At 45.7% G+C, this 25,407-nt stretch carries 26 protein-coding genes and 1 tRNA gene; 18 read left to right on the forward strand and 9 right to left on the reverse strand.

The annotated features are described in order from the left end of the window. Window positions 1-226 precede the first annotated feature (226 nt). From R7Z10_RS13110 to R7Z10_RS13130, 5 genes are all read right to left on the reverse strand, one after another. Window positions 227-1,435 carry a DEAD/DEAH box helicase gene (locus tag R7Z10_RS13110; RefSeq protein WP_005382264.1) on the reverse strand — a complete coding sequence of 403 codons (1,209 nt, stop codon included), beginning with the start codon at window positions 1,433-1,435 and terminating at the stop codon, window positions 227-229. A gap of 99 nt (window positions 1,436-1,534) precedes the next feature. Beyond that, complete coding sequence (locus R7Z10_RS13115; protein ID WP_318105003.1) at window positions 1,535-2,275, reverse strand: transglycosylase SLT domain-containing protein; 741 nt, start codon at window positions 2,273-2,275, stop codon at window positions 1,535-1,537. Window positions 2,276-2,485: 210 nt separating this feature from the next. Next, window positions 2,486-3,730 (reverse strand): NAD(P)/FAD-dependent oxidoreductase, encoded by a 1,245-nt coding sequence (locus R7Z10_RS13120; RefSeq protein ID WP_005382268.1) that lies wholly within the window; start codon window positions 3,728-3,730, stop codon window positions 2,486-2,488. Window positions 3,731-3,737: 7 nt separating this feature from the next. After that, a complete protein-coding gene (locus R7Z10_RS13125; RefSeq protein ID WP_031779087.1) occupies window positions 3,738-4,805 on the reverse strand; it encodes a methyltransferase in 1,068 nt (355 codons plus the stop codon). A gap of 27 nt (window positions 4,806-4,832) precedes the next feature. Continuing rightward, entirely contained in the window at window positions 4,833-5,231 is a 399-nt protein-coding gene (locus R7Z10_RS13130; RefSeq protein ID WP_005382272.1) for a hypothetical protein, read from the reverse strand. 76 nt (window positions 5,232-5,307) lie between these two features. Here R7Z10_RS13130 and R7Z10_RS13135 point away from each other — a divergent pair, with 76 nt between their 5' ends. The 17 genes from R7Z10_RS13135 to R7Z10_RS13215 are packed head-to-tail and all read left to right on the forward strand — an operon-like array spanning window position 5,308 to window position 20,522. Beyond that, window positions 5,308-6,036, forward strand: coding sequence for a beta-ketoacyl synthase chain length factor (locus tag R7Z10_RS13135; RefSeq protein WP_005382274.1), 729 nt, complete (start codon window positions 5,308-5,310; stop codon window positions 6,034-6,036). Then, window positions 6,033-6,800: a 1-acyl-sn-glycerol-3-phosphate acyltransferase gene (locus tag R7Z10_RS13140; RefSeq protein WP_005388305.1), complete on the forward strand. Its 768-nt coding sequence runs from the start codon at window positions 6,033-6,035 to the stop codon at window positions 6,798-6,800. Before R7Z10_RS13135 ends, R7Z10_RS13140 begins: the two co-directional genes overlap by 4 nt. A gap of 13 nt (window positions 6,801-6,813) precedes the next feature. Then, window positions 6,814-7,074 carry a phosphopantetheine-binding protein gene (locus tag R7Z10_RS13145; protein ID WP_005382278.1) on the forward strand — a complete coding sequence of 87 codons (261 nt, stop codon included), beginning with the start codon at window positions 6,814-6,816 and terminating at the stop codon, window positions 7,072-7,074. A 15-nt stretch (window positions 7,075-7,089) separates the two neighbouring features. Continuing rightward, the gene (locus tag R7Z10_RS13150) at window positions 7,090-7,347 is read left to right on the forward strand and encodes an acyl carrier protein (protein WP_005382279.1); all 258 of its coding nucleotides are present in this window, start codon (window positions 7,090-7,092) and stop codon (window positions 7,345-7,347) included. Then, the gene (locus R7Z10_RS13155) at window positions 7,347-7,907 is read left to right on the forward strand and encodes a hypothetical protein (RefSeq protein ID WP_025766967.1); all 561 of its coding nucleotides are present in this window, start codon (window positions 7,347-7,349) and stop codon (window positions 7,905-7,907) included. The genes R7Z10_RS13150 and R7Z10_RS13155 overlap by 1 nt, the downstream gene beginning before the upstream one ends. 4 nt (window positions 7,908-7,911) lie before the next feature. Then, complete coding sequence (locus R7Z10_RS13160; protein ID WP_318105005.1) at window positions 7,912-9,312, forward strand: AMP-binding protein; 1,401 nt, start codon at window positions 7,912-7,914, stop codon at window positions 9,310-9,312. 10 nt (window positions 9,313-9,322) lie between these two features. After that, window positions 9,323-9,691: a 3-hydroxyacyl-ACP dehydratase gene (locus R7Z10_RS13165; protein ID WP_318105008.1), complete on the forward strand. Its 369-nt coding sequence runs from the start codon at window positions 9,323-9,325 to the stop codon at window positions 9,689-9,691. Then, window positions 9,684-11,390 (forward strand): glycosyltransferase, encoded by a 1,707-nt coding sequence (locus tag R7Z10_RS13170; protein ID WP_318105009.1) that lies wholly within the window; start codon window positions 9,684-9,686, stop codon window positions 11,388-11,390. Before R7Z10_RS13165 ends, R7Z10_RS13170 begins: the two co-directional genes overlap by 8 nt. Further along, window positions 11,374-12,927 (forward strand): histidine ammonia-lyase, encoded by a 1,554-nt coding sequence (gene hutH / locus R7Z10_RS13175; RefSeq protein ID WP_047102876.1) that lies wholly within the window; start codon window positions 11,374-11,376, stop codon window positions 12,925-12,927. Before R7Z10_RS13170 ends, hutH begins: the two co-directional genes overlap by 17 nt. After that, entirely contained in the window at window positions 12,927-13,373 is a 447-nt protein-coding gene (locus R7Z10_RS13180; protein WP_054702228.1) for a thioesterase family protein, read from the forward strand. The genes hutH and R7Z10_RS13180 overlap by 1 nt, the downstream gene beginning before the upstream one ends. Beyond that, window positions 13,373-13,993 carry an outer membrane lipoprotein carrier protein LolA gene (locus R7Z10_RS13185; protein WP_017819935.1) on the forward strand — a complete coding sequence of 207 codons (621 nt, stop codon included), beginning with the start codon at window positions 13,373-13,375 and terminating at the stop codon, window positions 13,991-13,993. Before R7Z10_RS13180 ends, R7Z10_RS13185 begins: the two co-directional genes overlap by 1 nt. Continuing rightward, window positions 13,965-16,307 carry an MMPL family transporter gene (locus tag R7Z10_RS13190; RefSeq protein ID WP_318105012.1) on the forward strand — a complete coding sequence of 781 codons (2,343 nt, stop codon included), beginning with the start codon at window positions 13,965-13,967 and terminating at the stop codon, window positions 16,305-16,307. The genes R7Z10_RS13185 and R7Z10_RS13190 overlap by 29 nt, the downstream gene beginning before the upstream one ends. Continuing rightward, a complete protein-coding gene (locus tag R7Z10_RS13195; RefSeq protein ID WP_318105014.1) occupies window positions 16,304-16,915 on the forward strand; it encodes a DUF3261 domain-containing protein in 612 nt (203 codons plus the stop codon). Before R7Z10_RS13190 ends, R7Z10_RS13195 begins: the two co-directional genes overlap by 4 nt. A gap of 20 nt (window positions 16,916-16,935) precedes the next feature. Next, window positions 16,936-18,123 carry a beta-ketoacyl-[acyl-carrier-protein] synthase family protein gene (locus R7Z10_RS13200; RefSeq protein ID WP_318105016.1) on the forward strand — a complete coding sequence of 396 codons (1,188 nt, stop codon included), beginning with the start codon at window positions 16,936-16,938 and terminating at the stop codon, window positions 18,121-18,123. Beyond that, window positions 18,116-18,580, forward strand: coding sequence for a hotdog family protein (locus R7Z10_RS13205; protein ID WP_005388322.1), 465 nt, complete (start codon window positions 18,116-18,118; stop codon window positions 18,578-18,580). Before R7Z10_RS13200 ends, R7Z10_RS13205 begins: the two co-directional genes overlap by 8 nt. After that, window positions 18,577-19,302: a 3-oxoacyl-ACP reductase FabG gene (gene fabG, locus R7Z10_RS13210; RefSeq protein WP_005388326.1), complete on the forward strand. Its 726-nt coding sequence runs from the start codon at window positions 18,577-18,579 to the stop codon at window positions 19,300-19,302. Before R7Z10_RS13205 ends, fabG begins: the two co-directional genes overlap by 4 nt. Next, entirely contained in the window at window positions 19,299-20,522 is a 1,224-nt protein-coding gene (locus R7Z10_RS13215; protein ID WP_025508283.1) for a beta-ketoacyl-ACP synthase, read from the forward strand. The genes fabG and R7Z10_RS13215 overlap by 4 nt, the downstream gene beginning before the upstream one ends. Window positions 20,523-20,706: 184 nt before the next feature. Here R7Z10_RS13215 and R7Z10_RS13220 read toward each other — a convergent pair. Beyond that, window positions 20,707-20,783: transfer RNA gene (locus R7Z10_RS13220), tRNA-Arg, on the reverse strand. A 203-nt stretch (window positions 20,784-20,986) separates the two neighbouring features. Here R7Z10_RS13220 and folD point away from each other — a divergent pair. Continuing rightward, on the forward strand, window positions 20,987-21,847 hold the full coding sequence (gene folD / locus R7Z10_RS13225; protein WP_005382297.1) for a bifunctional methylenetetrahydrofolate dehydrogenase/methenyltetrahydrofolate cyclohydrolase FolD: 861 nt from the start codon (window positions 20,987-20,989) through the stop codon (window positions 21,845-21,847). Window positions 21,848-21,914: 67 nt separating this feature from the next. Here folD and R7Z10_RS13230 read toward each other — a convergent pair whose 3' ends face one another. The 3 genes from R7Z10_RS13230 to R7Z10_RS13240 form a co-directional block, all read right to left on the reverse strand. Next, window positions 21,915-23,114 carry a NupC/NupG family nucleoside CNT transporter gene (locus R7Z10_RS13230; RefSeq protein ID WP_005382298.1) on the reverse strand — a complete coding sequence of 400 codons (1,200 nt, stop codon included), beginning with the start codon at window positions 23,112-23,114 and terminating at the stop codon, window positions 21,915-21,917. A gap of 257 nt (window positions 23,115-23,371) precedes the next feature. Then, window positions 23,372-24,316 (reverse strand): LysR family transcriptional regulator, encoded by a 945-nt coding sequence (locus tag R7Z10_RS13235; protein WP_017634801.1) that lies wholly within the window; start codon window positions 24,314-24,316, stop codon window positions 23,372-23,374. An 88-nt stretch (window positions 24,317-24,404) separates the two neighbouring features. Further along, window positions 24,405-25,376 (reverse strand): lytic transglycosylase domain-containing protein, encoded by a 972-nt coding sequence (locus R7Z10_RS13240; protein ID WP_017634802.1) that lies wholly within the window; start codon window positions 25,374-25,376, stop codon window positions 24,405-24,407. Between the last annotated feature and the right edge of the window lie 31 nt (window positions 25,377-25,407).

Consider the following 25,407-nt stretch of genomic DNA (forward strand, 5'->3'; position numbering starts at 1 on the left):
TAGCAAGCAAAAAAGTTTGCGCCCATTCCTTACCTTGTGCAAACCTGCGGACAGATAATTGACAAAAGCTTAACGCACCTTGATTCACTTTACGTGTTAAGCGTATGACACTGATTAACTTTTTTCCTCATTATCGAATAGAAACCGTCGCGATGGCTACATAATTGGATGCCTTAAAACGCAAAAAGCCGCAAGAATGCGGCTTTTAGATCATGGGATAAACTGGCTATTTTGATTCGCGCTTATCGTGCGGTTTACGTTTATTCTTAGGCACGTAATTTAAAATTGAAATTGGTACTGGCTTTCTTGGCGCAAAACCTTCAATTTCCACTCGCTCTAGCAAGTGCCCTAAACGACTTTCAATCATGCAGAGGTTCTTAAAGTCGTCTTTTGAAACCAGTGATATCGCCTCACCTTTCGCGCCAGCACGACCTGTACGACCAATACGATGTACATACTCATCCGCTGGGTAAGGTAAATCGTAGTTGATGACAACTGGCAGATTATCAATATCAATACCGCGCGCAGCAACGCCGGTTGCGACTAAGTACTGGATTTCACCCGCTTTAAACTTTTCTATTAATTCCTGGCGAACACGCTGATTACGGCCACTGTGGAATGCTTCTGCCACAATGCCACGTTTCTCAAGTTGGCTTACCAGTTTGGCTGCGCCGTGTTTAGTTTCAATAAATACCAATACTTGCGACCAGTCATTTTCTTTAAGCAAGTGACTTAGCAGCGACGACTTCATGTCTTTATCGACGGTCGTGATCCACTGTTTAATATTTGATTTTGAGGCACTGTGCTTTGCAATCGTGATCTCTTCAGGATCAATAATCGCATTTTTCGCCAAGTCACGAACAGGGTTAGATAACGTCGCTGAGAACAGCAAACTTTGCACATGTTCTGGCATACAGTCGACGATTTTGTCGATCGCATCGATGAATCCCATATCCAACATTTTGTCGGCTTCATCAAGCACTAGCATTTCCACTTCATCAAAGTGAATCGCGCGTTGACCGTACAGATCAATCAAGCGCCCAGGCGTGCTTACCACAATATCGACACCCTCGATCAAGGCTTGTTTTTGTGGTGCATAATCCACACCACCAAACATCGCCATTGAGCGTAATGGTAAGTTTTTACCATAAGCTTCAATACTTTGATGAACCTGAAGCGCAAGTTCGCGTGTTGGCGTTAGGATAATCGCACGAGCGCGTTTTTTACGTTGCGTTTCGCCTCGACTAAGCTTTTCTAAGATTGGCAGAACAAAACTGGCCGTTTTACCTGTGCCCGTTTGCGCTGCTGCAATTAAATTGCGGCCACGCAATACGATTGGAATGGCTTTTTGTTGGATAGAAGTGGGTTTTTCATAACCTAGCGCTTTTACTGCATCAGCAATCGATGCGCTTAAACCAAGCTTAGAAAATGGCATAGAAAGGTCTCAACAGAGGAAATGGGCGCGTAGTGTATCAGAATCCCCGTGAAGTAACAGAAGGATTCATGCGCGAAAAACTAGGAACATGACACAATCTTAGCCCATGAAATTGGGCTGCAAACCTTTTTCTAATTTTTTCCTCACTTTGTAGGAAACATCATTAAGCGTGATTTTCCCCGTGTTGTGGCGGTCGATACCTGCATTCTGTCGATAGGCAATTGAGCCTTGTCTGAACAAAACGAAAGACGGCGGTTTGCCAATCGCAGCAGGGTAGAGAATGGCCATGTAAGCATCTTCTAAGCTATTAATTTTATTTCGATAGGGCCAATAGTACGCTTTCACATAGTTAAGTTGTTCAAGCGCGCTCATTCTCGCAAGAGTCTTTGTGTTCACTCCTAATGATTCTGCGGTAGAGGGCATAAATTGAATTAACCCTGTAGCCCCGCTTCCGGAACCATTTTTGATGCTTGGACTGAAAGTTTCAGCAGTTTCAAATGCCATGCACGCCATAAGATGATTAGGATTGATCTTTAGCTCTTTACTAATACGAATGACTTTAGATTTGAACTCTAGAGAAACTTTACCTCCCCACGCTACCGCGTTCTCGGGATCTGCAATCGAAGAGACCGTTGATGCGTCATGTTCTTCGACAATTTTAGAAAGTAGAGGAAGCGTTTGGCGTAGTCGATGGCTCGAACTCACCAAGCGAATTGATTTGGTAAGAAACTTGTCTTTTTTTTGATGTAGTTTTTGGAACTTTACTAACTTATACAGTTGCTTATAAACCGTTTTCACAACGAAGCCGGATGTAGGGAACACTCCCAGAATGTAATCCATTTCCTACAAATTTAATATAAATATCAGCAACAGGAATTCTAGATGTGATCAATGTCACCATAAAAATTCTCAAATTCGATACACACCGATGTAAGTGGTCAATGTGTCTCCAACACGCTAGAAGTAAAAGTACAGAGGCATTAAAAAGGTCTTACCAATTTTTTGGTAAGACCTAGGTTTACTGATTCTCGGATAAGCGAATGTATATTCTTACAGTTCAGCTTCCCGAACCAGTTCTGCAAGCGTCGACAAACGCTGCTCACTTTGTTTTACGTAAGGATTATTCGTATCCCAAGCATATCCAGCCAAAATCGCACTAATCATCTGTTTAATACGTGGGTTCGGGTTTTGATAGAAAATCACATCTTGCAACGTGCCGTTGTACCAGCCTTCCACATAAGTGCGGAATGTGTTCACTCCCACCATTAAGCGTTGCGAGTACTCTTCTTGCCAATCAACCTTTTCACCATTCAGCTGACGAACCAAGCAGTCCGCTGCAAACTCTGCCGATTTCATGGCGATAGTGACACCCGATGAAAATACAGGATCAAGAAACTCACCAGCATTACCAAGCAACGCGTAGTGCTCTGTCGCTAAACGTTTGACGTTAGCAGAATAGCCACCCAACTCGCCTGCTGGATTCGGGTAATTCGCGTTTCGCAATAAAGCAGCCAAACCCGGCTCTTCATTGGCTAACTGCTGCAACGCTGCAATCTTATCTTCTGGGTATTGTTCGAAAAATTCTGGCTCACCCACCACGCCAAACGAACAAGTACCATTAGAGAATGGAATTAGCCAGTACCATACGTCGTGATTTTCAGGATGAACTGAAATTAAAATTTTGTTGCGATCGTATTCCGGCTCTTGGGGAGAGATATGATCTTCGATATGGGTAAAGATCGCTTTTCTAGGCGGAAGACAAGAAGGTTCTTCTAGCTCCAACAAGCGTGGCAAAACACGCCCAAAGCCACTTGCATCCAACACAAAATCTGCTTCGATTTGATAAGCCTTCTTATTTGAGTCGAGCACTTCTAATCGAGACTTTTTCCCTTCAAACACTAGATTGAGCAGTTCATGCTGATAGCGAATCTCTACGCCTTGCTCTTCAGCGCTATCTGCCAATACTTTATCAAAGCTGGCACGTTGAACCTGAAACGTCGTGCCCGGTCCTGGAGTGTATTTGTTTGTAAAGTCGAACTGGGTGTATACGCCATTACGACGAAATGCAGCACCATCTTTATACTGGAAACCAAACTGCTTTACTGCATTGGTCATTCCTGCTTGTTCAACAACTTCCATACATGCAGGGAGTAGGCTTTCTCCTATTGAAAAACGTGGAAAAGTCGCTTTTTCTAAGACAACAACATCTATGCCACGCGATTTTAATAACGCAGAAACGGTTGAACCTGATGGCCCCGCTCCTACGACAACAACTTGCTTGAGCTCTGTTTTCATTCTGAATTTAGTTTGCTTGTAGTTTTAATAAGGTATGACCAAGGCCAATATTGTCGGTTCTTTCAACGACAGATAAACCTGCCGCTTCGACAATTTCTAAGAAATCATCACTGCGATAAAAGCGACTATTACCGTTAGCTAAACAGGTAAAATAAAGAGAAGTGGCATTAAGGCTATAGGAAGCTCCCGCGTATTTTTGAGCATCCCAAAACAGCTCCAATACGTAAATAGTATCTCCCTTCGTTAACTGGGCTTTAACTTTTTTAAGGATATTGAGGATCTCAATTGGGGAAAAGCAATCCAAGAACTGGCTCATCCACCATACGTCAGCATGCTCAGGCAATGTTTGTGCTTTATCAAGCATGTTTGCAGGGTATGGACGTACACGCTCGAAGAACTGGTTTTCTGAAACATTCTTCATCGCTACTTCTAATTGCTGCGGTAAATCAACAATCGTCACTTGAACGTCAGGGTCATGTTTACAACACTGAATCGCCCATTTTCCCGTATTTCCGCCAATATCCACAAGATGCTTTGGCTTGCTTGCAAATACCTCTTTAAGCAGAAGTGGGAACGAGCGATCCGAATAGAAATGATCGAACTTAAACCAGCTCTGTTTGGCTTGTTCTGGTAACGTCGATAGACCTTGATAGATGGTCTCCCAATTGCCCAACTCTTTCAAACCAGACGGTTTACCTTCTTGAATTGCTTCCGTCAAATGCATCATCGCGGCGTAACAAACATCTGCCGTAAAATCCATGTTTGCATTCGTCATACCATCATGAAGAAGGTAAAAACCAAGGTTTGCAAGCGAATAGTTAGGTCGTTCCCATAAAACAATATGCGCACTAATCGCCATATCCAACAGTACTTTAACACCATATTCTGATACTCCCGTTTTCTCGGCAATATCTGTGGCACTCATGCCTTGAGCGCCAGCGCTGTCTAAAGCGGCTAAAATACCTAAATCTCGAAGCGTTTTGGCGGTCTGGAACACGATTGGTGCAAAAGATAACTTCTGAGCTTCTGTCTTCGCTTCAAAAGCATTAAAAGGGTCATTATTTTGATTTAACACGGAAAAACCTAACTGCAATTAATAGTTTTATTGTTGAGATTGATTGCCCAACAATGCAATAGCTCGCTGAATATCAACATTCAAGTTGTTTACCCAACGATTGTAATTGCGGTGGATTTTGCCATCACTTGCTTTGAGATTTACTGAGTTGAGATAAATAATTGAGTAATATTTATTATTGTATGGGATTTTTACTTCTGCAGAGTGTTTACGAACGTGGATTTTTGCAATAAGAACACCAGGGCTTACTTCTTCGATCGTCCAGCCTCGGTTAGTTGCTGATTGCACTATGGCCATTTTTACTTGTTTATTTTGAAGATCATAAGCAACTGGAGTATCCTCCACATTCATTACAGGTTGTACTCGTCCACAACCAACAAGAAGCAAAGTTAATAATAACGAGACATACAGCTTAAAACGCGACATGATAATTTCCTTTTTATTGTGAATTTGGGTCAACCCCAATTTGTATCGAGCTGTAAAATAAACAATTTAACCCAATATGCCAAACTCGAAGATCAACATTTCGTTCAATATTGATGCGTGGACAGCGAATTCATTCGGTTTATCCGAATCCAATGACTGGAAACAATGGGCAACAGAGATAAAATGGCCAGAAGATGGCAAAATCAATGTTGCAAATATTCCTGCGATGATGCGCAGAAGAATGAGCCCACTCAGTAAACTGGCGGTACAAACTGCAATCGAAATGCTTAATCAACATCAAGTTGATTACCTTGTATTTTCAAGCCGTCATGGTGAACTGCATCGCAGCGTCGCACTAGTTGAAGATATAATTAATGGAGAAGAGGCGTCTCCGATGGCTTTTTCTCAATCGGTGCACAATACCGCCGCAGGGCTTGCCACTATCGCAACTAAACAACCCATTCCCCTAACTTCTATCGCTGCGGCAGAAAACACATTCCAAAGCGCAATATTAGAAGCATGGCTGTTTTTGTCCGACAATCCTGACAAAAAAGTACTGCTTGTTGATTTTGATGAGCCTATGCCTGACTCTTATTTAGAATATGAAAACCAACAATACCAAGGGTTTGGACTTGGCTTAATACTTTCTCATGGAGACAATTTCGCGATACAAAGCTCCATAAACGCAGAACGTTCCGGTCATCCTCTTCCTCAAGGTTTAGTATTTTTGCAACAATACTTGTTAGATAAAAGCCAGTGGACTATTTTCGCTCCGCAACAAGCTTGGGAATGGCACAAAAAATGACTCGCTTAAATCAGTATTGGCGTGTGCTAGCAACAGGCTTTTGTTTTTCAGTATTTGGGTTAGGTGGTTTAGTACTGAGCTTCATTGTTATTCCGACCATTCGTATTTTTGTTTCAGACCAAACGGAACGCGAATATAAAGTTCAAGGTGCGATTCGATATTCATTCAACACATTTTGTAAATTGATGAAGTTGAGTGGCGCAATCGATTATCAAATTATTGGTGCCGATATTCTTCAACAAGATCGTAATTGTTTAATTGTTGCCAACCACCCTAGTTTAATCGATTACGTTCTCATTGCTTCACAATTAAATCGCTGCGACTGTTTAGTAAAATCGGCAATATGGTCGAATCCTTTTATGAAGCACATCGTAAAAGCAGCCGGATATATTCCCAATGAAGCACCGGATGATTTATTAGCACTTTGTGATGAACGATTTAACAAAGGCAACGTGTTGCTTATATTTCCTGAAGGAACAAGAACAACACCAGGTGTAGAGCCGAAATTACAACGCGGTGCAGCACAAATTGCGGTAAGAACAGAACGAGATTTAAGAGTTGTCCATATTACGGTAACGCCAAGTTTCCTCACAAAAGAGAAAAAATGGTATCAAGTACCGGCAACAAAGCCCTTTTTCAGGGTTGAAGTTAAGGATAAAGTTGAGATTACCCCCTTTATAAAGCAAACTACGTCGCCGACAATAGCGGCGCGACGCTTACAACAGCACCTAGCTGAAAACATTTTTCCAGAAAACTTTTATTAATAAGCAGGTCCCAGTGGAACAGTTACACAACGACATTAAGCAACTTATTATTGATGCTTTAAACCTTGAAGATTTAACCGTAGATGATATTGAAACGGATGCACCACTTTTTGGTGATGGACTTGGCTTAGATTCTATCGACGCGCTTGAGCTTGGACTCGCAATAAAAAAACAATACAACATCGTTATTGATGCCGACGACTCAAATACGCGCGAACACTTTGCGTCTGTAGCAAATCTAGCGAAATACGTTTCTTCTCAAACTAATGAATAAGTTGTAGGTATATTCATGACTGATGTAAATAAAGATCAAGTATTTGAACAAGTTAAAGATGCGCTTGTTGAGCTGTTCGAAATTGACGCAGCCGACATTCAATCAGATGCGCACTTATACCAAGATCTCGATCTTGATAGCATTGACGCCGTTGATTTGGTCGTACACCTACAGAATGTCACTGGCAAAAAAATCAAGCCAGCAGAGTTTAGTGCAGTAAGAACCGTTGACGATGTGGTTAACGCTGTCACTGAATTATTGAAGGAAAGTTAATGCGCCAATTGCTGACTGGTCTGTCTGCAATTGTACTGTTTGCCTACCCCTTCGCCGTCTATTTCGGTATAGATAAATTTGGCTTGAACTTAGTTGGGGGCTTGTTAATTGCTGCGTTACTTTTGCGTGTTTTCGTCGCAAATAAGACCCCACTAAAAGAGTTTAAGTTCTTGGCGCTCGTTACGGGCGCTGTTGGCATTGTCCTAATTACGCTTGGCATGGTGTTTAAACAACATGGGTGGCTTCAGTTTTACCCTGTCGTTGTCAATGTATGTATGCTGTGTGTATTTGGACTGAGCTTAAAACAGCCGCAATCGATCATAGAGAGGCTTGCTCGCTTGCAAGAACCCGACCTTCCGGCTAGTGGCGTGGCTTACACTCGCAAAGTGACGATGGTTTGGTGCGCCTTTTTTACGCTCAACGCTGCCGTTGCACTCTATACCTGTTTCCTACCAGTAAAAATATGGACGCTTTATAACGGCCTCATCAGCTACTTACTTGCTGGTGGCTTGTTCGCTGGAGAATGGATCGTGCGTCAATTTGTTCGAAAGGAACACTAATCGTATGAATACAACGTATTCGAGCTTTACCTCCCTAGCGACCTTGTTCATCGCGGAGAGGTCTGAGCAATCCCCAGTCTCTTACGATCGCGATACGGTTATCACGTGGGGTGATTTCCAACAGCACGTCGCAACACTTACTCAACAGCTAGAAACCCAACCAACGCAAAACATTGCGTTGTGTTTTGGCAACAGCTACCTGTTTGCCGTTGGCTTTTTTGCTTGTTGTTATGCAGGAAAATCCATTGTATTACCTGGTAATTACCAACCAGAAGCACTCAAAGAGCTCAGTGAGCACTACGATTTGTTGCTGCATGATGCCGATGTCTCGGCTCCAGAACTCGTGAGCTCGCTTTTGATCGAAGCTCAATCATTGCTAGAAACCACCGTGATTAGCGAGCCAGAGGCCAAACAACCTTATTTTTGGCATGAATTAAACCTGGCAGAAATACCAGTAACGCTATTTACTTCGGGTTCAAGCGGCACACCAAAAGCCATTGCAAAAACGCTGAAACAGCTCGATATCGAAGTTGCTATTCTAGATAACCTGTGGGGCGACACGGTTGCCAGCACACGCGTTGAAAGCACCGTTTCTCATCAACACATTTACGGCTTGCTGTTTCGCGTATTGTGGCCTTTGTGTTCTGCACGTCCATTTTCAGCACGCAACCTCGAATTCCCTGAGCAAATTGTCCATCACGCCGATGCTGACACCACGCTAGTAAGCAGCCCTGCGTTACTAAAACGACTCAGTGAAGAGCATAATCCGGTTGCAATTCGGTGCGTATTCTCTTCTGGAGGCCCCTTGTCAAACCAAGCCGCGCAACACAGCCAGCTGTTGTTTGGGTCACTTCCTATTGAAGTTTTTGGCAGCACAGAAACCGGCGGCATCGCTTACCGTCAGCAGCACGTAGCCTGCACTCCTTGGACGTTATTCCCTGGTGTTGAAGCCGAGCTTAACCATGAACATTGTTTAAAGCTCCGCTCGCCACACATTGATGAAAACACTTGGTACCAAACTGCGGATGAATGCTATTTCCATGATAGTATTTCTTTTGAATTGCGTGGACGCACTGACCGAATCGTCAAAGTCGAAGAAAAGCGAATTTCCCTTGTCGAAGTGGAAAAACGTTTAGAGCAACTGCCGTGGGTTCAAGAAAGCGTGGTTATCCCAATGGAAGAATCTGGTCGCCTCACGTTAGTCTCGATCATCGTACTTAACGATAAAGGCGGTGATGTGCTTAATGAACTCGGTAAAGGCAAGTTTTGGCTTGAGCTTCGCAAGGCTCTGCGCAATTGGCTAGAGCCGATCGCTATCCCGAGAAAATTCAGAGTGGTCGACGAAATTTCATTGAACAGCCAAGGCAAACGCCAAGTTGCTGAAATTGAAAAACTATTCCAATAAAGCTAGTAACATGGAAAAAAGAAAACCAACTATTCAGAATATTGAAGTGAGTGACCATACCGCGGAGCTGTCGCTGCGAGTGGATGCTGACATCTTAGATTTCCAAGGTCATTTCAATCACTTCCCTCTTTTACCCGGCGTCACTCAAATTGATTGGGCGCTGTTCTACGCCGTTCAACATTTGAATACTCCCAAGGTATTTAAAGGAATGGAAGTCATCAAATTTCAAGAGCCGATTCTGCCAAACGCCGACGTTTGCCTCTCACTCTCTTGGGACAATGAGCGTGAGAAATTGACCTTTAAGTACACATCGAAAAGCGGTGAAACCTTGGTGACTCACTCTTCAGGCAAAATGAAACTGGGTGAGTCACGTGAGTGATTACCGTCCCTGCTTTTTAATTCCTTGCTACAACCACGGCAGCACAATTGCAGACGTAGTTGCGTCGTTATCCTCTTTCGATTTGCCAGTGCTGGTCGTGGACGACGGCAGTAATGAAGACACCAAACAAGCGCTTTCAGCGTTGAGTGAGCAAGGGCTGATAAAACTGATTAGTTTGAGTGAAAACCAAGGCAAAGGTGGAGCGGTGATGGCTGGCCTACATCAAGCTCACCAGCTTGGTTTTACGCACACCATTCAAATCGACGCAGACGGTCAACACGACCTAGAAGCATTGCCGAAATTGCTCAGCGCCAGCGAAACAAAACCAGATAACCTGATTTCTGGCCAACCGATATACGACGAGAACGTACCTAAAGCCCGTCTGTATGGTCGCTACGCTACGCACATTTGGGTGTGGATAGAAACCTTGTCACTGTCTATCAAAGACAGCATGTGCGGTTTCCGCGCCTACCCAGTGGCGAAAACGGTCGCCGTGTTGAACAAGTACAACATCGGCAAACGCATGGATTTTGATATCGAAATTCTGGTGCGAATGTACTGGGAAGGCGTCGATATTGATTTTGTTCCAACGCGCGTGATCTACCCTGAAGGTGGCATTTCCCACTTCGACGCATTGTGGGATAACGTCAAGATAAGCTGGATGCACACTCGCCTATTTTTTGGCATGTTGCCGCGCATTCCTTCGCTACTCGCCAGAAAGCGCCAAAACACAGATGACAGTAATGCCCACTGGTCGAAACGAAAAGAACAAGGCACGATTTTAGGCATCAAAACCTTACTCGCGGTTTACCGCTTGTTCGGCAGAAAAGCGTTTGACCTGATTTTAAAATTAGTCATGCGCTACTACCACTTCACGGGTAAATCTGCCCGTGAAGCGTCTGAGATTTACCTGCAAAACTTGCAGTACTACGCAACGCAGCAGAGCATCGCACTACCAAAACAGTTGGACAGCTATCATCATCTGCTTTCTTTTGGGCGAACCATGCTCGACAAACTGGCAGCATGGCAAGGTGACTTTAACGTCGATAACCTAACCATTCACGGCCAGCATCATTTCGAAGAGATGGCGCAGAAAAAACAAGGCGTGCTCATTTTAGGCTCGCACCTTGGCAATATCGAACTCTGCCGTGCGCTTGGTCGTCGACACTCTCATGTCAAAATCAATGCCTTGGTATTTACCCAACACGCTGAACAATTTAATGCGGTAATGAAGGCGGTAAACCCAAATTCGGAACTGAATCTGATTCAAGTCAGCTCAATGGGACCAGACACCGCGATTCTGCTTCAACAAAAAATCGAGCAAGGCGAATGGGTGGTGATCGTTGGCGATCGCACTTCCACCAGCAAAGAAAATCGTGTCGTTTGGGCAGATTTTCTTGGTAAACCTGCACCATTCCCGCAAGGCCCATTCATGCTAGCCTCGGTATTAAAAGCGCCGGTTTACTTACTCTTCGGCCTACGCGACGATGAAGCGAACACTCCGCATTTTAATGTGTACTTTGAACACTTTAGTGACCAAGTCACGCTACCACGCAAGGAGCGTCAGCAGGCACTAGAACGCGTTGTTCAACAGTACGCACAAAGATTAGAACACCACACACTGCAAGCGCCGTTACAGTGGTACAACTTTTTTAACTTCTGGACTTTAAGTAATCAGCCACATGACAAACAACAATAATCACAACATCACTTTTGGTGCCCAATCTTTAACCATCGAAGATGTCGTTGCCATTGCTCAAGGTGCAAAGGCACACATGAACACCTCGCCAGAATTTACCGCGAAAATTGATCGTGGCGTGGCGTTTCTGGAACGATTACTGAAGGAAGAAGGCGTTATTTACGGCGTGACCACGGGTTACGGCGATTCATGTACTGTGGCGATTCCACCCGCTCTTGTGGATGAACTTCCGTTGCACCTTACACGCTTCCATGGTTGTGGCTTAGGTCAAATCCTTTCTCATGAGCAAGCTCGTGCGGTGCTGGCAACACGTTTATGTTCATTGTCGCAAGGCGTATCTGGCGTGTCTCACGATCTGTTGAACCAAATCGTTACGCTTATCAACCACGACATTGCGCCGCGTATTCCACAAGAGGGCTCGGTGGGCGCAAGTGGCGATTTAACGCCTCTGTCTTACCTAGCGGCGACCTTAATTGGCGAACGTGAAGTGCTTTACAAAGGTGATGTGCGACCAACACAAGAAGTGTTTGCAGAGCTGGGCATTGAGCCAATTCGCCTAAAACCAAAAGAAGGTTTGGCGTTAATGAACGGTACATCCGTGATGACGGCCCTCGCCTGTCTTGCCTACAAACGTGCAGAATACCTAGCGCAGCTTTGCACCAAGATTACCGCGATGGTCTCTGTGGGTATGCAAGGTAATGACTTCCACTTTGATGAAGCGTTGTTTGCGGTAAAACCTCATCCTGGTCAACAGCAAGTTGCGGCTTGGCTGCGTGATGATCTCAATGCTGAGCGTCCGCCACGCAATAGCGACCGACTGCAAGATCGTTACTCGCTGCGTTGTGCGCCACACGTCATTGGCATGGTGCAAGACTCACTGCCTTGGCTACGTCAATTGATTGAGAATGAACTAAATAGTGCCAACGACAATCCAATCATCGATGGCGACAATGAGCGCGTTCTGCACGGCGGTCACTTCTACGGTGGTCATATCGCAATGGCGATGGATACGTTGAAAGTGAACATTGCCAACTTAGCTGATTTGCTGGATCGTCAGATGGCGCAATTGATGGATTACAAGTTCAATAACGGCCTGCCGTTTAACTTAACCGGTGCAGAAGGCGAGCGTAAACCGATCAACCACGGCTTTAAAGCGGTTCAGATTGGTATCTCAGCTTGGACGGCAGAAGCGTTGAAAAACACCATGCCAGCAAGCGTTTTTTCTCGCTCAACCGAATGTCACAACCAAGACAAAGTGAGCATGGGCACCATCGCGGCTCGTGATTGCTTACGCGTACTTGAGTTAACAGAGCAAGTTGCTGCGGCTTCACTCCTAGCAAGCGTTCAAGCGGTTGAGATTCGTCGCCGTCATAACGAATTGGACGAACACCACATGAGTCAGAGTTTGCGAGTAATTCGTGACGCCGTACTGAGCGAGTTTGAATTTGTGATTGAAGATCGCCCATTGGAACAAGATTTGCGTCATTTCATTGAACGCATTCAGCAACGTCATTGGCCACTCTACGCGGAGGTATAATGCAAGAGCAGGTTCTCTACCCATTAGAAGCGGAGGTGACTATGGTCACCTCATTCCAAGATGCTGACCCGATGGGCGTGATTTATCACGGCAACTTCTTTCGATATTTTGAAGAAGCGCGTCGTGTGCTGATGGAGAAGCTCCAATACAGCTATCGCGATATGCAAGACTCTGGGTACATGTGGCCGATCATCGATACGCGCGTTAAATACGTGAAGGCGATTCCGTTTAATCACACCATTCGTATTACCGCGCAACTCACTGAGTGGGAAAACCGCTTACGTGTGGATTACGTGATTTACGACGCCGAAACGAATCAACGTATGTGCAAAGCGCATACAACTCAAGTCGCTGTATCCATTGAAAAGCAAGAGATGTGCTTTGTTTCTCCGGCAATCTTTTTAGATAAAGTAGAGCAATGGCACAACCATGGGAGCCTGAACTAATGCAAAAGTGGTTACTCTCTTTTTTGTTGATATTTTCTGTTCCAGCACTGGCCACACCGACAGCAAACGTAACAGATTTGGCGTCGCTTCAACAGCAGTTGTCTCAGCATGAAATCGTGCGCGGAGATTTTACGCAGCAGCGTCATCTGGAAATGTTCAGTCAACCTCTAACCTCTAAAGGTCAGTTCACACTGAGCAAAACACATGGCTTGTTGTGGCAACAAACAGAACCTTTCGCAGTCAATTTGGTATTGACGGAAAACAAACTTCGTCAAACTTTTGCCGACCAAGCACCGAAAACGATCTCTGCACAAGAAAACCCAATGGCGTTCTACTTTAGTCATGTGTTTTTATCCGTGTTCCACGGGGATACTTCTGCACTGCAAGAACAATTCACACTCGATTTTTCAGTTGAGAACAATCAGTGGCAGCTCGTTTTAGTGCCCAAACAGTCACCATTAAATGCGGTGTTTAAAGCCATCACCCTTTCCGGTAAAACGCATATTGATCGCCTAACCCTGCAAGAGCTGCGCGGCGATAAGACCGAAATCACGTTTACAAACCAGACCTCTCTACCTCAGGAACTCACGGATGCCGAAGACGCTCAATTCCGTTTCTAAACTCAGTCTTGGCACTCACACCTTTGCTCTGGTTTGGCTCAATCTCGTTGTTTTAGCGGGCGCGTTGCTACTCAAACAATGGGTTTGGAGTGCAGAATCTCCGATTGAGACCAACATTTTAAAACTGCTGCCGAAGAACCAACAAAACCCGGTGGCTGAGCAAGCCTTTGAGTCGGTCTCGGCAAGTATGAGCGACAAAGTCATTTTCGTGATCACAGCGCCGGACAAAAATGCCCTTTTTGCAGCGGCCGCTGAATTTGATAAGGGGTTACGCCAAAGTAATCATTTTCGCGATGTCGTGGGGAAAATCTCACCTCAAGAACAGCAAGCTTGGGCGAGTTACTACTTTAAGCACCGCTTCCAATTGCTGACGCCTGAACAACGAGAGCGTTTAAGCCAAAATCCAGAACAGCAAGTGCAGCATGTGATTCAGTCGCTGTACAACCCGTTTTCTGGAGTGACCGGGCAAGAGTTACAAAATGACCCTTTCTTGCTATTTCGTGATTATTTAAGCCAAGTTACCCAGCAATCGTCCTCTTTCCGATTGGATAACGGCTATCTGTCCGTCGAGAAAGACGGTGCTCAATACTTGCTTATTACTGCCGAGCTAAAAGACTCACCTTATAGCCTAACTGGGCAGCTTGCCGTCCCTGACATTCAAGCGCTAGAACAAAGCGTCGCGCAGAAATATGGCGCTGAAGTCGCACATACTGGCGTTCTATTTTACGCCGACTTTGGTACGCAAAGTGCAAAATCGGAGATCAGTACCATCGGTGTGTTCTCTCTGCTCGGTATCATTGCATTGTTCGTATTGATCTTTCGTAGTGTGGTGCCACTGTCTCTCGCACTGCTTTCCATCACCATTGGTTTGCTCGTTGCGTTGTCAGTGACAACGTGGATTTTTGGAAAAGTCCATCTGTTCAGCTTAGTGTTTGGCGCAAGTTTAATCGGCGTGTCTATCGACTACGCATTCCACTACCTAACGGAACGTCTTGCGGCGGGAAATGAATGGGATAGCGAGCAAGGGTTAAAGCATATTTTCATAGCGATCACACTGGGCTTAATCACCAGTTTGATCGGCTATTTGGGCATGTTGGTGGCACCGTTTCCTGGTTTGCAACAGCTTGCGCTGTTTTCATCCATTGGTCTGATTGCCGCTTACATCACCGTGGTGGCTTGGTATCCGATACTGGCTCGTAACCCATCGCAATCCATTTCGAACTTACCAGGACAATCATTGTTGGCGAAATGGTTAACGCTTTGGAATCAACCTCGAATTAAAGTCGGATTACCGATGTTATGTGTGGTTGCGAGTGGCTTTTTCTTGCTGCAATTGAACTACGATGACGACATTCGTCTACTGCAAACGATGCCGAACGATCTCAAGCAGCAAGAAACCTTGATTACGACGCTTAGTGGCATGCAATCTTCGCAGCAAATGTTGGTCATTACCGCAGACGATGACGAAAACCTAATGAAAAAGCTGGAGTCTTTGACGCCAACTTTAGAAGCGTGGAAAGCGGACAGCACCATCGAAAGCTACCAGAGTCTGAGTCGCTACTTGAGCTCAGTGGAACGTCAGCAACAAGACTATCAATTGATTCGCGATCTTTACGCGACACAATCCAGCCCACTTGCATCCGGGCTGGGCTTAAGTAAAAAGCCCAAAATGGACACCGACTTTATCCCTGTTACGGTTGAGCAGTACTTGCAAAACCCGGTATCAGCGCCTGTACGTTTTCTTCATTTGGGTAAGATCAAAGGAAAATCGGCAACGGTTGTGGTGTTAAACCAATTGCAAGACTCCGCTGTTGTTAAGGCATTTGCTAAATCACAGTCTGATGTTGTCTACCTAAACAAAGCAGAAGAAATCTCCGCCCTATTTGGTGAATACCGAATCAAAATCATGGAGCTATTGGTAGCCGCCAGTGCTGTGATCTTTCTGGTATTAATCAAGCGGTACGGTCTGCAACACAGTTGCCGAGTTTTACTGCCATCATTGATTGCTTGCGCCTGCGGTCTGGCAACTGCTGTCGCGATGGGAACAACATTAAACCTGTTCAACTTGCTTGGCTTGGTGCTCATTCTTGGTATAGGGATCGATTACACTCTGTTCTTTGCCGAGAAAGCCCGCAGTGTGAGCACACTATTGGCGATCACCCTTTCGGCAATGACCACTGTGTTGTCATTTGGATTGCTGTCACTCAGCCAAACTCACGCGATTCACAGTTTTGGCATTACGGTGTTAAGTGGTATTTTTGTCGCTTGGCTGCTCTCTCCGATTGCAATTAAAACAGAGGAAACGACGTCATGATTTTCAATCACGCCTTTCGCTGCGCGACGTTATTCGCACTGAGCCTGTTTTTAAGTGCATGCAGCTTGGTCCCTCACCAATCGACGCCTCAGGTCGACATTGCCGAGCACACCCAAGTTAGCTTGCCCACTCCCGCAAGCTTGGGCTATCAGTTGTCTGCCAGTCAGTTAATTACGGCTTCTTGGGCAATAGATGGTAAAACCAAATCTGAGCAACTTCCGGTACAACTGCAAGTGATCAACAACGAAGTGGTGCTGGCAGGCTTCTCATCCTGGGGGACGAGAGTACTCTCACTGTCTTACGATGGAGAACAAATTCAAACCGAAGTGCTCAACGGTTTACAAGGTTCGCTACCGCAGCCAGAACAGGTATTATTTAACCTGATGATCACGCTCTGGCCGAGTTCCGCTTGGGAAGGATCGTTAAATGAGGTAAGGTGGCGAATTATTGATAAAAATAATTCTCGCGCCATCTTTGATAGCGACGGTGAAAAGATCATTGAGATTCACTACAGCTCTTCTAACAAGTTAGAGGGTAAGGTTGATTTTCACCACCTCAAGCATCAGTTTTCAATTTCTATTCAAACACTGCAACATCAGATTAATTAAGAACAATTTAGAATAACAATATGCCTATTCGCTCTTCTCAACCTTTGTATATTCAGGCCTGTGGCTTTCACTCTGCCATGGGACAAGATGATGCGCTCATCCACCAGTGTTTATCAGGAGCGAAGCCATCCAACATGGTGGTTGACCGAGATATTTTAAATTCAGGCCGCCAAACAGTAATCGGTCGAATTGCACAGACGTTACCGCAATTACCGACCGCACTCAGCCAGTTTGATACGAGAAACAACCGCCTCGCACTTTCGGCTTTGCAGCAAATCGAAGGCGACGTGCGTGACGCCATGGCTAAATATGGTCGTGACCGTATCGCAGTCGTGATCGGCACCAGCACATCTGGCATTTCAGATGGCGAAATCGCATTTGGTGAAAAGCTGGCAAAGGGTCATTTTCCTGCCGACTACCATTACACCAAACAAGAGCTTGGCAACTGCAGCGATTTTATTGCCGCCTACTTTGATTTGAGCGGCCCACATTACTCAGTTTCAACCGCCTGTTCTTCTAGTGGCCGTGTCTTTTTAACCGCGCAACGCCTGATTCGCTCTGGCATTGTTGATGCGGTTATTGTGGGTGGTGTGGATACCATTTGTCGCCTCACACTAAACGGCTTTAACGGTTTAGAAGCTCTATCCGATAGCCTTTGTAAGCCGTTTGATCAACATCGCAACGGCATCAATATCGGCGAAGCCGCAGCATTAATGTTGCTAAGCAAAACACCTGCGCCCGTTGCTCTTCTCGGAGCTGGCGACAGCTCAGACGCACACCATATTTCCGCACCACATCCAGAAGGGTTAGGCGCAGAAGAAGCGATGAAAAAAGCGTTGGCCAATGCAGGACTTACAGCGCAAGACATTGGTTACATCAACGCGCATGGCACAGCAACGCCGTTAAACGATGCGATGGAAAGCAAAGCTATTCATCGCTGCTTTGGAGACTCCGTTCCCGTAAGCTCGACAAAGCCACTTACCGGACACACATTAGGTGCAGCAAGTGCAACGGAAGCCGCGATCGCTTGGCATATTCTCAAGTACAACCTTGATTTGCCAATACAACACTGCGAAACCAAAGCAGACGATATCCATATATCGTTAGTTGAGACGCCAACCAAACTGGGTAACAAAGCGATTCTCAGCAACTCTTTTGCTTTTGGTGGCAATAATATTAGTCTTATTTTTGGTTACGCTCATGACTAAACTTCCTCCCATCGAACAACTTTTGCCACACGACAAACCAATGATCTTGGTTGATCGTGCTTTGGATGTTCAACAAGATACGATTCACTGCCAGGTTGATATCGCAGAACACAACCCGTTCTTCGACTCGACCTCTCAAACCGTGCCAGCTTACGTTGGCATTGAGTTTATGGCGCAATCTGTCGCGGCGTGGTCTGGTTACCACGCATTAATGAAGGAACAAGCGCCACCGATTGGCTTTTTGCTTGGTAGCCGTCGATACACGTCTGAATGCGATACGTTTTCTCGCGGACAGGTGCTCGATGTGTATGCTGAAAAAGTTATGGAAGATAACGGTATGGCGGTTTTTTCAGCCCGTATTGAGCTACAAGGAACTGTTGTAGCGACTTGCCAATTGAACGTTTACGTTCCATCAGAAGAAAAATTACAAGAAATGAAAATCAGGAGTCAACAATGACCCGACAAGTCCTCGTTACAGGTGCCAGCAAAGGCATCGGTAAAGCCATTGCCGTTCAATTAGCCAAAGATGGTTTCCAAGTCATTGTCCATTACATGGGCGATCAACAAGGCGCGCAAGACACCCTAAACACCATCGAACAGCATGGTGGTAGCGGTCGTCTTATCCAATTCGACATCAGTGACCGTGCAGATTGTCGTGAGAAGCTCGAAGCCGATATCGCCGAACACGGCGCTTACTATGGCGTAGTAAACAACGCTGGCATCACAAAAGATACCGCTTTCCCTGCGATGACCGAAGAAGAATGGGATGGTGTGATTCATACCAACTTAGATAGCTTCTACAACGTTCTTCACCCTTGTGTTATGCCAATGGTGCAAAAGCGCAAAGGAGGCCGAATTGTTACCCTTGCATCAGTCTCTGGCCTGATGGGTAACCGTGGCCAAACCAACTACAGCGCAGCAAAAGCGGGCGTAATTGGTGCGACAAAATCACTCGCACTTGAACTGGCAAAACGCAAAATCACCGTCAACTGCGTTGCACCAGGGCTTATCGACACAGGCATGGTAGACGAACACGTGAAAGAACATGCGATGCCGCAAATTCCTTTGCGCCGCATGGGAGAGCCAGAAGAAGTTGCTGGTTTAGTCAGTTACCTTATGTCTGACATCGCAGGCTATGTAACTCGCCAAGTCATTTCGGTAAACGGAGGCCTAGTATGAGCCGTCGAGTTGTTGTAACCGGAATGTCAGGCGTGACTGCGTTTGGTAACGATTGGCAATCTGTCGAACCAAAACTGCGTGACTGCCAGAACGCGACGCAATACATGCCTTCTTACGAACAGTATGATGGTTTGAACACCAAGCTCGCGGCACCAATTTTAGATTTTGAACTGCCAAAGCACTACAAGCGCAAGCAAGTACGCGGCATGGGGCGTGTTTCCAAATTGGCGACCGTCGCAACAGAAAACGCACTGAGCCAAGCAGGTTTGATTGGTAACGACGTACTCACCAATGGTCAAACGGGTATCGCATACGGCTCATCAACAGGCAGTACTGACGCAATCGGTGCATTTGGTGTCATGCTGAATGAGAAAACCACGAAAGCGATCACCGCAACGACTTACGTGCAGATGATGCCGCATACGACGGCAGTGAACGTTGGTCTATTTTTCGGTTTGAAAGGCCGAGTGATCCCAACCAGCAGTGCATGTACCTCGGGCAGCCAAGCAATCGGCTACGCCTACGAAGCGATCAAACATGGCTACCAAACGGTAATGGTTGCTGGTGGCGCTGAAGAACTGTGCCCAACGGAATCCGCTGTCTTCGATACCCTTTTTGCCACCAGTCTGAAGAATGAAGACCCGAAAAGTACACCAAGACCTTATGACTCCGATCGCGATGGTTTGGTGATTGGTGAAGGTGCGGGAACGCTGGTTCTGGAAGAGTACGAACACGCCGTCGCTCGTGGCGCGAAAATCTATGCAGAAATCATCGGTTTTGCCAGCAACTGTGATGCCGCACACGTCACTCAACCACAGATGGAAACCATGCAAATCTGTATGGAAATGGCTTTGCAAAACGCGGGCATTCCTGCTGAGAAGATCGATTATGTATCTGCTCACGGCACAGCCACCGACCGCGGCGATATTGCGGAAAGCAACGCAACAGCGAATGCTCTGGGCAAAGTGCCAATCAGTTCACTCAAGAGCTACTTTGGCCACACACTAGGCGCCTGTGGCGCGATTGAAGCGTGGCTAGGTTTAGAAATGATGCACACAGGTTGGTTCAACCCAACGCTCAACCTAGAAAACCTCGACGAGCAATGTGGCGATTTAGACTACATCGCCGGACAAGGCCGAGAGCTGGACGTGAAATATTTGATGAGTAACAACTTCGCCTTTGGCGGCATCAACACCTCCATCATCTTTAAAAAGATGTAATTCCCTTAGTAAATGCAAAGCGCTGGTTAACCAGCGCTTTTTTGTTGGTGGATATCCAGATTGCTAGAAATTGCAATGGCTAGAATGCCATTCAAAAGTTGTAGATAGAGTGGCAATTACAGCCAAAAACCTAAAAACGACAAAGCCCCGATAACTCAAAGAGTTATCGGGGCTTTTGAATAAATGGCACGCCCTATTGGATTCGAACCAATGACCACATCCTTAGAAGGGACGTGCTCTATCCAGCTGAGCTAAGGGCGCGCTACAGGGACAGGATTATACGAGTTCAAACGGGTAAATCAACGGGTTTTCATAACATTCTGATCTGAATGCCTAAAAAAAGTCCATTAAAACGCTTAATGTTCAAAAACACCACAAAGCAAACGTTTGCGTATGGATGTTGATAAGAAATTCTGCGACAATGCGCCGCAGATAATCTGCCTTCTTAATTTATAAGGAAAGTCATGACTGCTCAAAATATAGACGGAACTCTCATTTCCCAAACTGTTCGATCCGAAGTGGCTGCACGTGTTAAAGCACGTGTTGAAGCTGGGCTACGTGCTCCTGGTTTAGCAGTGGTTCTAGTTGGTGAAGATCCTGCTTCTCAGGTTTATGTCGGTAGCAAACGCCGTGCATGTGAAGAAGTTGGGTTTGTTTCTAAGTCTTTTGACCTTCCTGCGTCTAGCTCAGAAGAAGAGTTACTAGCTCTGATTGATGAATTAAACAACGATGATGAAATTGACGGCATTCTAGTGCAATTACCCCTTCCTGCGGGCATAGACACAACACATGTTTTAGAGCGCATTCACCCAGAGAAGGACGTGGATGGCTTCCACCCTTATAACGTTGGCCGTCTTGCGCAACGTATTCCAAAGCTTCGCTCTTGCACGCCAAAGGGCATCATTACCCTACTCGACCGTTACAACATTGAGCTACGTGGTAAACATGCGGTTGTGGTTGGCGCATCAAACATTGTTGGTCGTCCAATGACACTTGAGCTGCTGCTTGCGGGCTGCACAACAACAACATGTCACCGTTTTACCAAAGACCTAGAGAGTCATGTGCGTCAAGCTGACGTTGTCGTGGTTGCGGTTGGTAAGCCTAACTTCATCCCTGGTGAGTGGATTAAAAAAGGCGCAGTGGTGGTCGATGTCGGTATTAACCGTCTTGATTCAGGCAAACTAGTTGGCGACGTGGAATACGACAAAGCACGTGAAAGTGCGAGCTTTATTACTCCTGTTCCTGGTGGCGTTGGCCCAATGACCGTCGCAAGTTTAATTGAGAACACGATGCTCGCTTGCGAACAGTTCCACACAGACAAATAACGTAAATTTCAGATACGAAAAAGGCTCCGCAAGGAGCCTTTTTGCTAATTGTTGATATCTATTTCAATTACAGACTTAAAATCACGCCCGCAATCGAAGCGCTCATTAAGTTCGCCATGACACCAGCGATAATCGCACGGAAACCATGCTTAGAAACAAATGCACGCTTTTCTGGTACCAAAGAGCCCAACCCACCAATCAGCATCGCCATGCTTGAGATATTTGCAAAGCCACACAAAGCAAACGTCACGATTGCTTGTGAGTGTTCACTAAGTTGAGACTTCACTTCTGCAAGCTGGATGAAAGCGACGAACTCATTCACCACAATCTTGTTACCAATCAGCGAGCCTGCTGTGGTTGCTTCTTGCCATGGTATACCCAACAACCAAGCGACTGGCGCAAACACAAAACCTAGGATGAGCTCAAAACTTAATGGTGTCCCAATCAGATCACCTATCCAGCCTAACATGCCGTTTAGCATTGCAATGACACTAATAAACGCCAGTAACGTACCACCGACCGATACAGCAATGCGTACACCCGCCATGGCACCATCGGCTAATGCTTCTACTACGTTGGTTGCACGTGGAATTTCAACTTGGCTAATGTCGATATCTGCTGCTTTATCCGTATCTTCTGGCATTAAAATTTTTGCCATCAACAAGCCGGCAGGTGCCGACATAAATGCAGCAGCAATAAGATAGTTGAGGTCGACACCCAGTGATGCGTAACCAACCAACGTTCCGCCAGCAACTGACGCTAAACCACCTGTCATAACTGCAAAGAACTGCGAGTCAGTCATGTGTTTTAGGTAAGGCTTTACCATTAATGGTGCTTCAATGGTGCCAACAAAGATATTCGCCGTAGCAGACAAAGACTCAGCACGACCGATACCCAGCAGCTTTTGAATACCACCACCGATAAAGTTAATGATTTTTGGCATCACACCAATGTGATAAAGACCTGAGATAAGAGAGGAGAAGAAAACGATGATACCCAGAACATTGATCGCAAAGGTGAAGCCCCCTGTCGCCAAATTACCGAATAAAAACGCAATGCCCTCTTGACCATAGTTGATCAAATTCGACACAACACTGCTCACTGAATTCAGCGCATCTCGTCCTGCTGGTACATATAAAACCAACAACGCAAACAGTACCTGCAAAGCAAACGCAAACGACACCGTTCTCAGCTTTATATTTTTTCTATTTGTAGAAAGTAGCCATGCTAGGAATAGTATGGCTACGATACCAATAATTGAGTTCATAAAATGAATCCGACAGAAGGGGGATATAGAAGGCACCGGATTGTATAGCGGACTCAAAATGCTGCAAGTTGAGGATGTTAACAGTGTGAAAAGTTTAAGCGACCAATAACTGACCAACAAAATAACCAATTGAATTTATTGAAGATAAACGTTTGCTTATTTTAATTGTTTCCATATGGAAAATATGTTTCTGATTCAGGAAAAATTTTCGTGAAGTGAATCACCTTATGTGTCGTTCTACAACGTCATTGATCCTGTTATTTAGGAATAGAGATGTAAGGCGCCAAACGTTGGTCCCAATGACAAGGGTTGCCGATCTTCTGTTTGATAAAGTTAATCACTGCGGATATTTTTTTTGGCATATGCTGGCGGCTTGGGTATACCGCATAAAACGGCATCGACTGGCTGGCTTTCCAATCAGGTAACAGCTGTATTAACTTACCCGTTCTGAACTCATCACCCAGCAAGTAAGTGGCAAGGTAGGCAATACCCCAACCTGCAATAGCCGCATCCCGAACGGCTTCTGCCAGATCTACTGAATAGTTACCCGAGACTTTTACGTTCAATTCTTGCTGATCTTTGGTAAACGCCCACCCCGTATAGTCACGCTCCCAGCTTCTGTATATGAGGCAGTTGTGAGCAGATAGGTCATCCGGTTCTGTTGGCGTGTCATGTTTCAATAAGTAATCTGGCGATGCCGCAACAACAAACTGGCAATCCGTCAAACGCTGCGCAATGTAACCTTCAGGCAAATGCTCGTTGTTGGTTACCCATAAATCGAGCCCTTCGGCTAACATATCGACCTTATAGTCAAACAGATGTACTTCCACTTGAAGTTGAGGATACAGTTCGCGTAACTCTTGAATCGCTGGAATAATGTGTAAGGTACCAAATGATTGCGACAACCCAAGACGTACCAAACCTGCCACTTCATCCCGCTGGGTTTCCATCTCTAATGTGGCGCTGCTCACCGCTTGTACCACTTGCTCACAGTGATGAAAAAAGGTTTTCCCTGCCTCAGTCGGCGTAAAGCTTCGCGTAGTGCGTTGAACAAGCTTGATACCAAGAGACGCTTCTAACTGACTCAACTGTTTACTCACATGAGACACCGACACGCCTAAGCTCTTTGCAGCAGCTGTGAAGCTTTTGTGTTTAAGAAGAGCGGAGAAAATCACCATTTGTGCGGCACGTTCAGATAACACGCTTTACCTCGATTTGGTTATAGAAAAAACAAAGGGCTCCGAAGAGCCCTTGTATTGAAGACTGAATGCCAAATTGTTTGATGGCAGATCAGTATTTAATGCGGTCAGCCAAGTGACTCACAGCAAGTGCGAAGTAGTAAGAGCGGTTCCACTTCATCAATACGTTGTAGTTATTGTAAACCAGATACGTACGACCATTCTCGTCGTCCGGCATGATCAACCATGCTTTGATGTCTTCATCCAGTTTTGGCAACGGGCTACCGTCATATTTTGTGATACCTAATTGGCTCCACTCTTGAAGGTATTTGCCTTTTTCAGCCGTGCGCCCTTCTAGGCTGCGATCAATATTTTTAGGAACCTTAACTTGGCGACCCCAAGTATATTTATCATCCCAACCAGACTTGCTCAAATAGTTAGCGGTTGATGCAAACACGTCCGCTTCAGATTGCCATATGTCTTTTTTACCATCACCGTTGCCGTCAGCAGCAAAACGAAGGAAAGAGCTTGGCATAAACTGGCATTGACCCATCGCACCAGCCCATGAGCCTTTAAAGTTCTCTAGCTCAATATGGCCTTGATCGAGGATCTGAAGTGCCGACATAGTCTCTTTACGGAAAAACTCTTCACGACGGCCTTCAAATGCCATTGTGGATAGTGCATCAATCACTTTAAAGTTGCCGGTAAACTTACCAAAGTTACTTTCAACTCCCCAAAGTGCCACAACAAAGCGCGGGTGGACACCGTACTCATCGCCTATACGCTTTAGCTCGGTGTAATGCTCTTTGTAGAGTTGTCTGGCTTGCTTCACCTTCCATTCAGGCACCGCGCGAGGAATGTACTCATCCAATGTCAGTTTCTTTTCTGGTTGGTTTCGGTCCGCTTTTACTGCTCGGGGCTTGTACTCAACATTAGCAAAAGCAGCACTAATGACCTGCTCTGAGATACCTTTATCACGAGCTTCAGCACGCAGCTTATTCAAGTATTCATCAAAACCCTCGCTACTTGCAAAAGCCGAGGTACACATACCAACGCTAAGCATGGTAGCCAGTATCTTTTTCATATTGCCCTCCTTGAGCAAGGCAGAAATCCCA

This window comes from Vibrio sp. Vb1018 (assembly GCF_033338775.1).
GTDB classification, from domain to species: Bacteria; Pseudomonadota; Gammaproteobacteria; order Enterobacterales; family Vibrionaceae; genus Vibrio; species Vibrio alginolyticus.

What these genes read in the sequence shown, in the direction of transcription:
- R7Z10_RS13110 (WP_005382264.1), bottom strand. Translation starts at nt 1,435, where the DNA reads ATGCCATTTTCTAAGCTTGGTTTAAGCGCATCGATTGCTGATGCAGTA.
- R7Z10_RS13115 (WP_318105003.1), bottom strand. Translation starts at nt 2,275, where the DNA reads ATGGATTACATTCTGGGAGTGTTCCCTACATCCGGCTTCGTTGTGAAA.
- R7Z10_RS13120 (WP_005382268.1), bottom strand. Translation starts at nt 3,730, where the DNA reads ATGAAAACAGAGCTCAAGCAAGTTGTTGTCGTAGGAGCGGGGCCATCA.
- R7Z10_RS13130 (WP_005382272.1), bottom strand. Translation starts at nt 5,231, where the DNA reads ATGTCGCGTTTTAAGCTGTATGTCTCGTTATTATTAACTTTGCTTCTT.
- R7Z10_RS13135 (WP_005382274.1), top strand. Translation starts at nt 5,308, where the DNA reads ATGCCAAACTCGAAGATCAACATTTCGTTCAATATTGATGCGTGGACA.
- R7Z10_RS13140 (WP_005388305.1), top strand. Translation starts at nt 6,033, where the DNA reads ATGACTCGCTTAAATCAGTATTGGCGTGTGCTAGCAACAGGCTTTTGT.
- R7Z10_RS13150 (WP_005382279.1), top strand. Translation starts at nt 7,090, where the DNA reads ATGACTGATGTAAATAAAGATCAAGTATTTGAACAAGTTAAAGATGCG.
- R7Z10_RS13155 (WP_025766967.1), top strand. Translation starts at nt 7,347, where the DNA reads ATGCGCCAATTGCTGACTGGTCTGTCTGCAATTGTACTGTTTGCCTAC.
- R7Z10_RS13160 (WP_318105005.1), top strand. Translation starts at nt 7,912, where the DNA reads ATGAATACAACGTATTCGAGCTTTACCTCCCTAGCGACCTTGTTCATC.
- R7Z10_RS13165 (WP_318105008.1), top strand. Translation starts at nt 9,323, where the DNA reads ATGGAAAAAAGAAAACCAACTATTCAGAATATTGAAGTGAGTGACCAT.
- hutH (WP_047102876.1), top strand. Translation starts at nt 11,374, where the DNA reads ATGACAAACAACAATAATCACAACATCACTTTTGGTGCCCAATCTTTA.
- R7Z10_RS13180 (WP_054702228.1), top strand. Translation starts at nt 12,927, where the DNA reads ATGCAAGAGCAGGTTCTCTACCCATTAGAAGCGGAGGTGACTATGGTC.
- R7Z10_RS13185 (WP_017819935.1), top strand. Translation starts at nt 13,373, where the DNA reads ATGCAAAAGTGGTTACTCTCTTTTTTGTTGATATTTTCTGTTCCAGCA.
- R7Z10_RS13190 (WP_318105012.1), top strand. Translation starts at nt 13,965, where the DNA reads ATGCCGAAGACGCTCAATTCCGTTTCTAAACTCAGTCTTGGCACTCAC.
- R7Z10_RS13195 (WP_318105014.1), top strand. Translation starts at nt 16,304, where the DNA reads ATGATTTTCAATCACGCCTTTCGCTGCGCGACGTTATTCGCACTGAGC.
- R7Z10_RS13200 (WP_318105016.1), top strand. Translation starts at nt 16,936, where the DNA reads ATGCCTATTCGCTCTTCTCAACCTTTGTATATTCAGGCCTGTGGCTTT.
- R7Z10_RS13205 (WP_005388322.1), top strand. Translation starts at nt 18,116, where the DNA reads ATGACTAAACTTCCTCCCATCGAACAACTTTTGCCACACGACAAACCA.
- fabG (WP_005388326.1), top strand. Translation starts at nt 18,577, where the DNA reads ATGACCCGACAAGTCCTCGTTACAGGTGCCAGCAAAGGCATCGGTAAA.
- R7Z10_RS13215 (WP_025508283.1), top strand. Translation starts at nt 19,299, where the DNA reads ATGAGCCGTCGAGTTGTTGTAACCGGAATGTCAGGCGTGACTGCGTTT.
- folD (WP_005382297.1), top strand. Translation starts at nt 20,987, where the DNA reads ATGACTGCTCAAAATATAGACGGAACTCTCATTTCCCAAACTGTTCGA.
- R7Z10_RS13230 (WP_005382298.1), bottom strand. Translation starts at nt 23,114, where the DNA reads ATGAACTCAATTATTGGTATCGTAGCCATACTATTCCTAGCATGGCTA.
- R7Z10_RS13240 (WP_017634802.1), bottom strand. Translation starts at nt 25,376, where the DNA reads ATGAAAAAGATACTGGCTACCATGCTTAGCGTTGGTATGTGTACCTCG.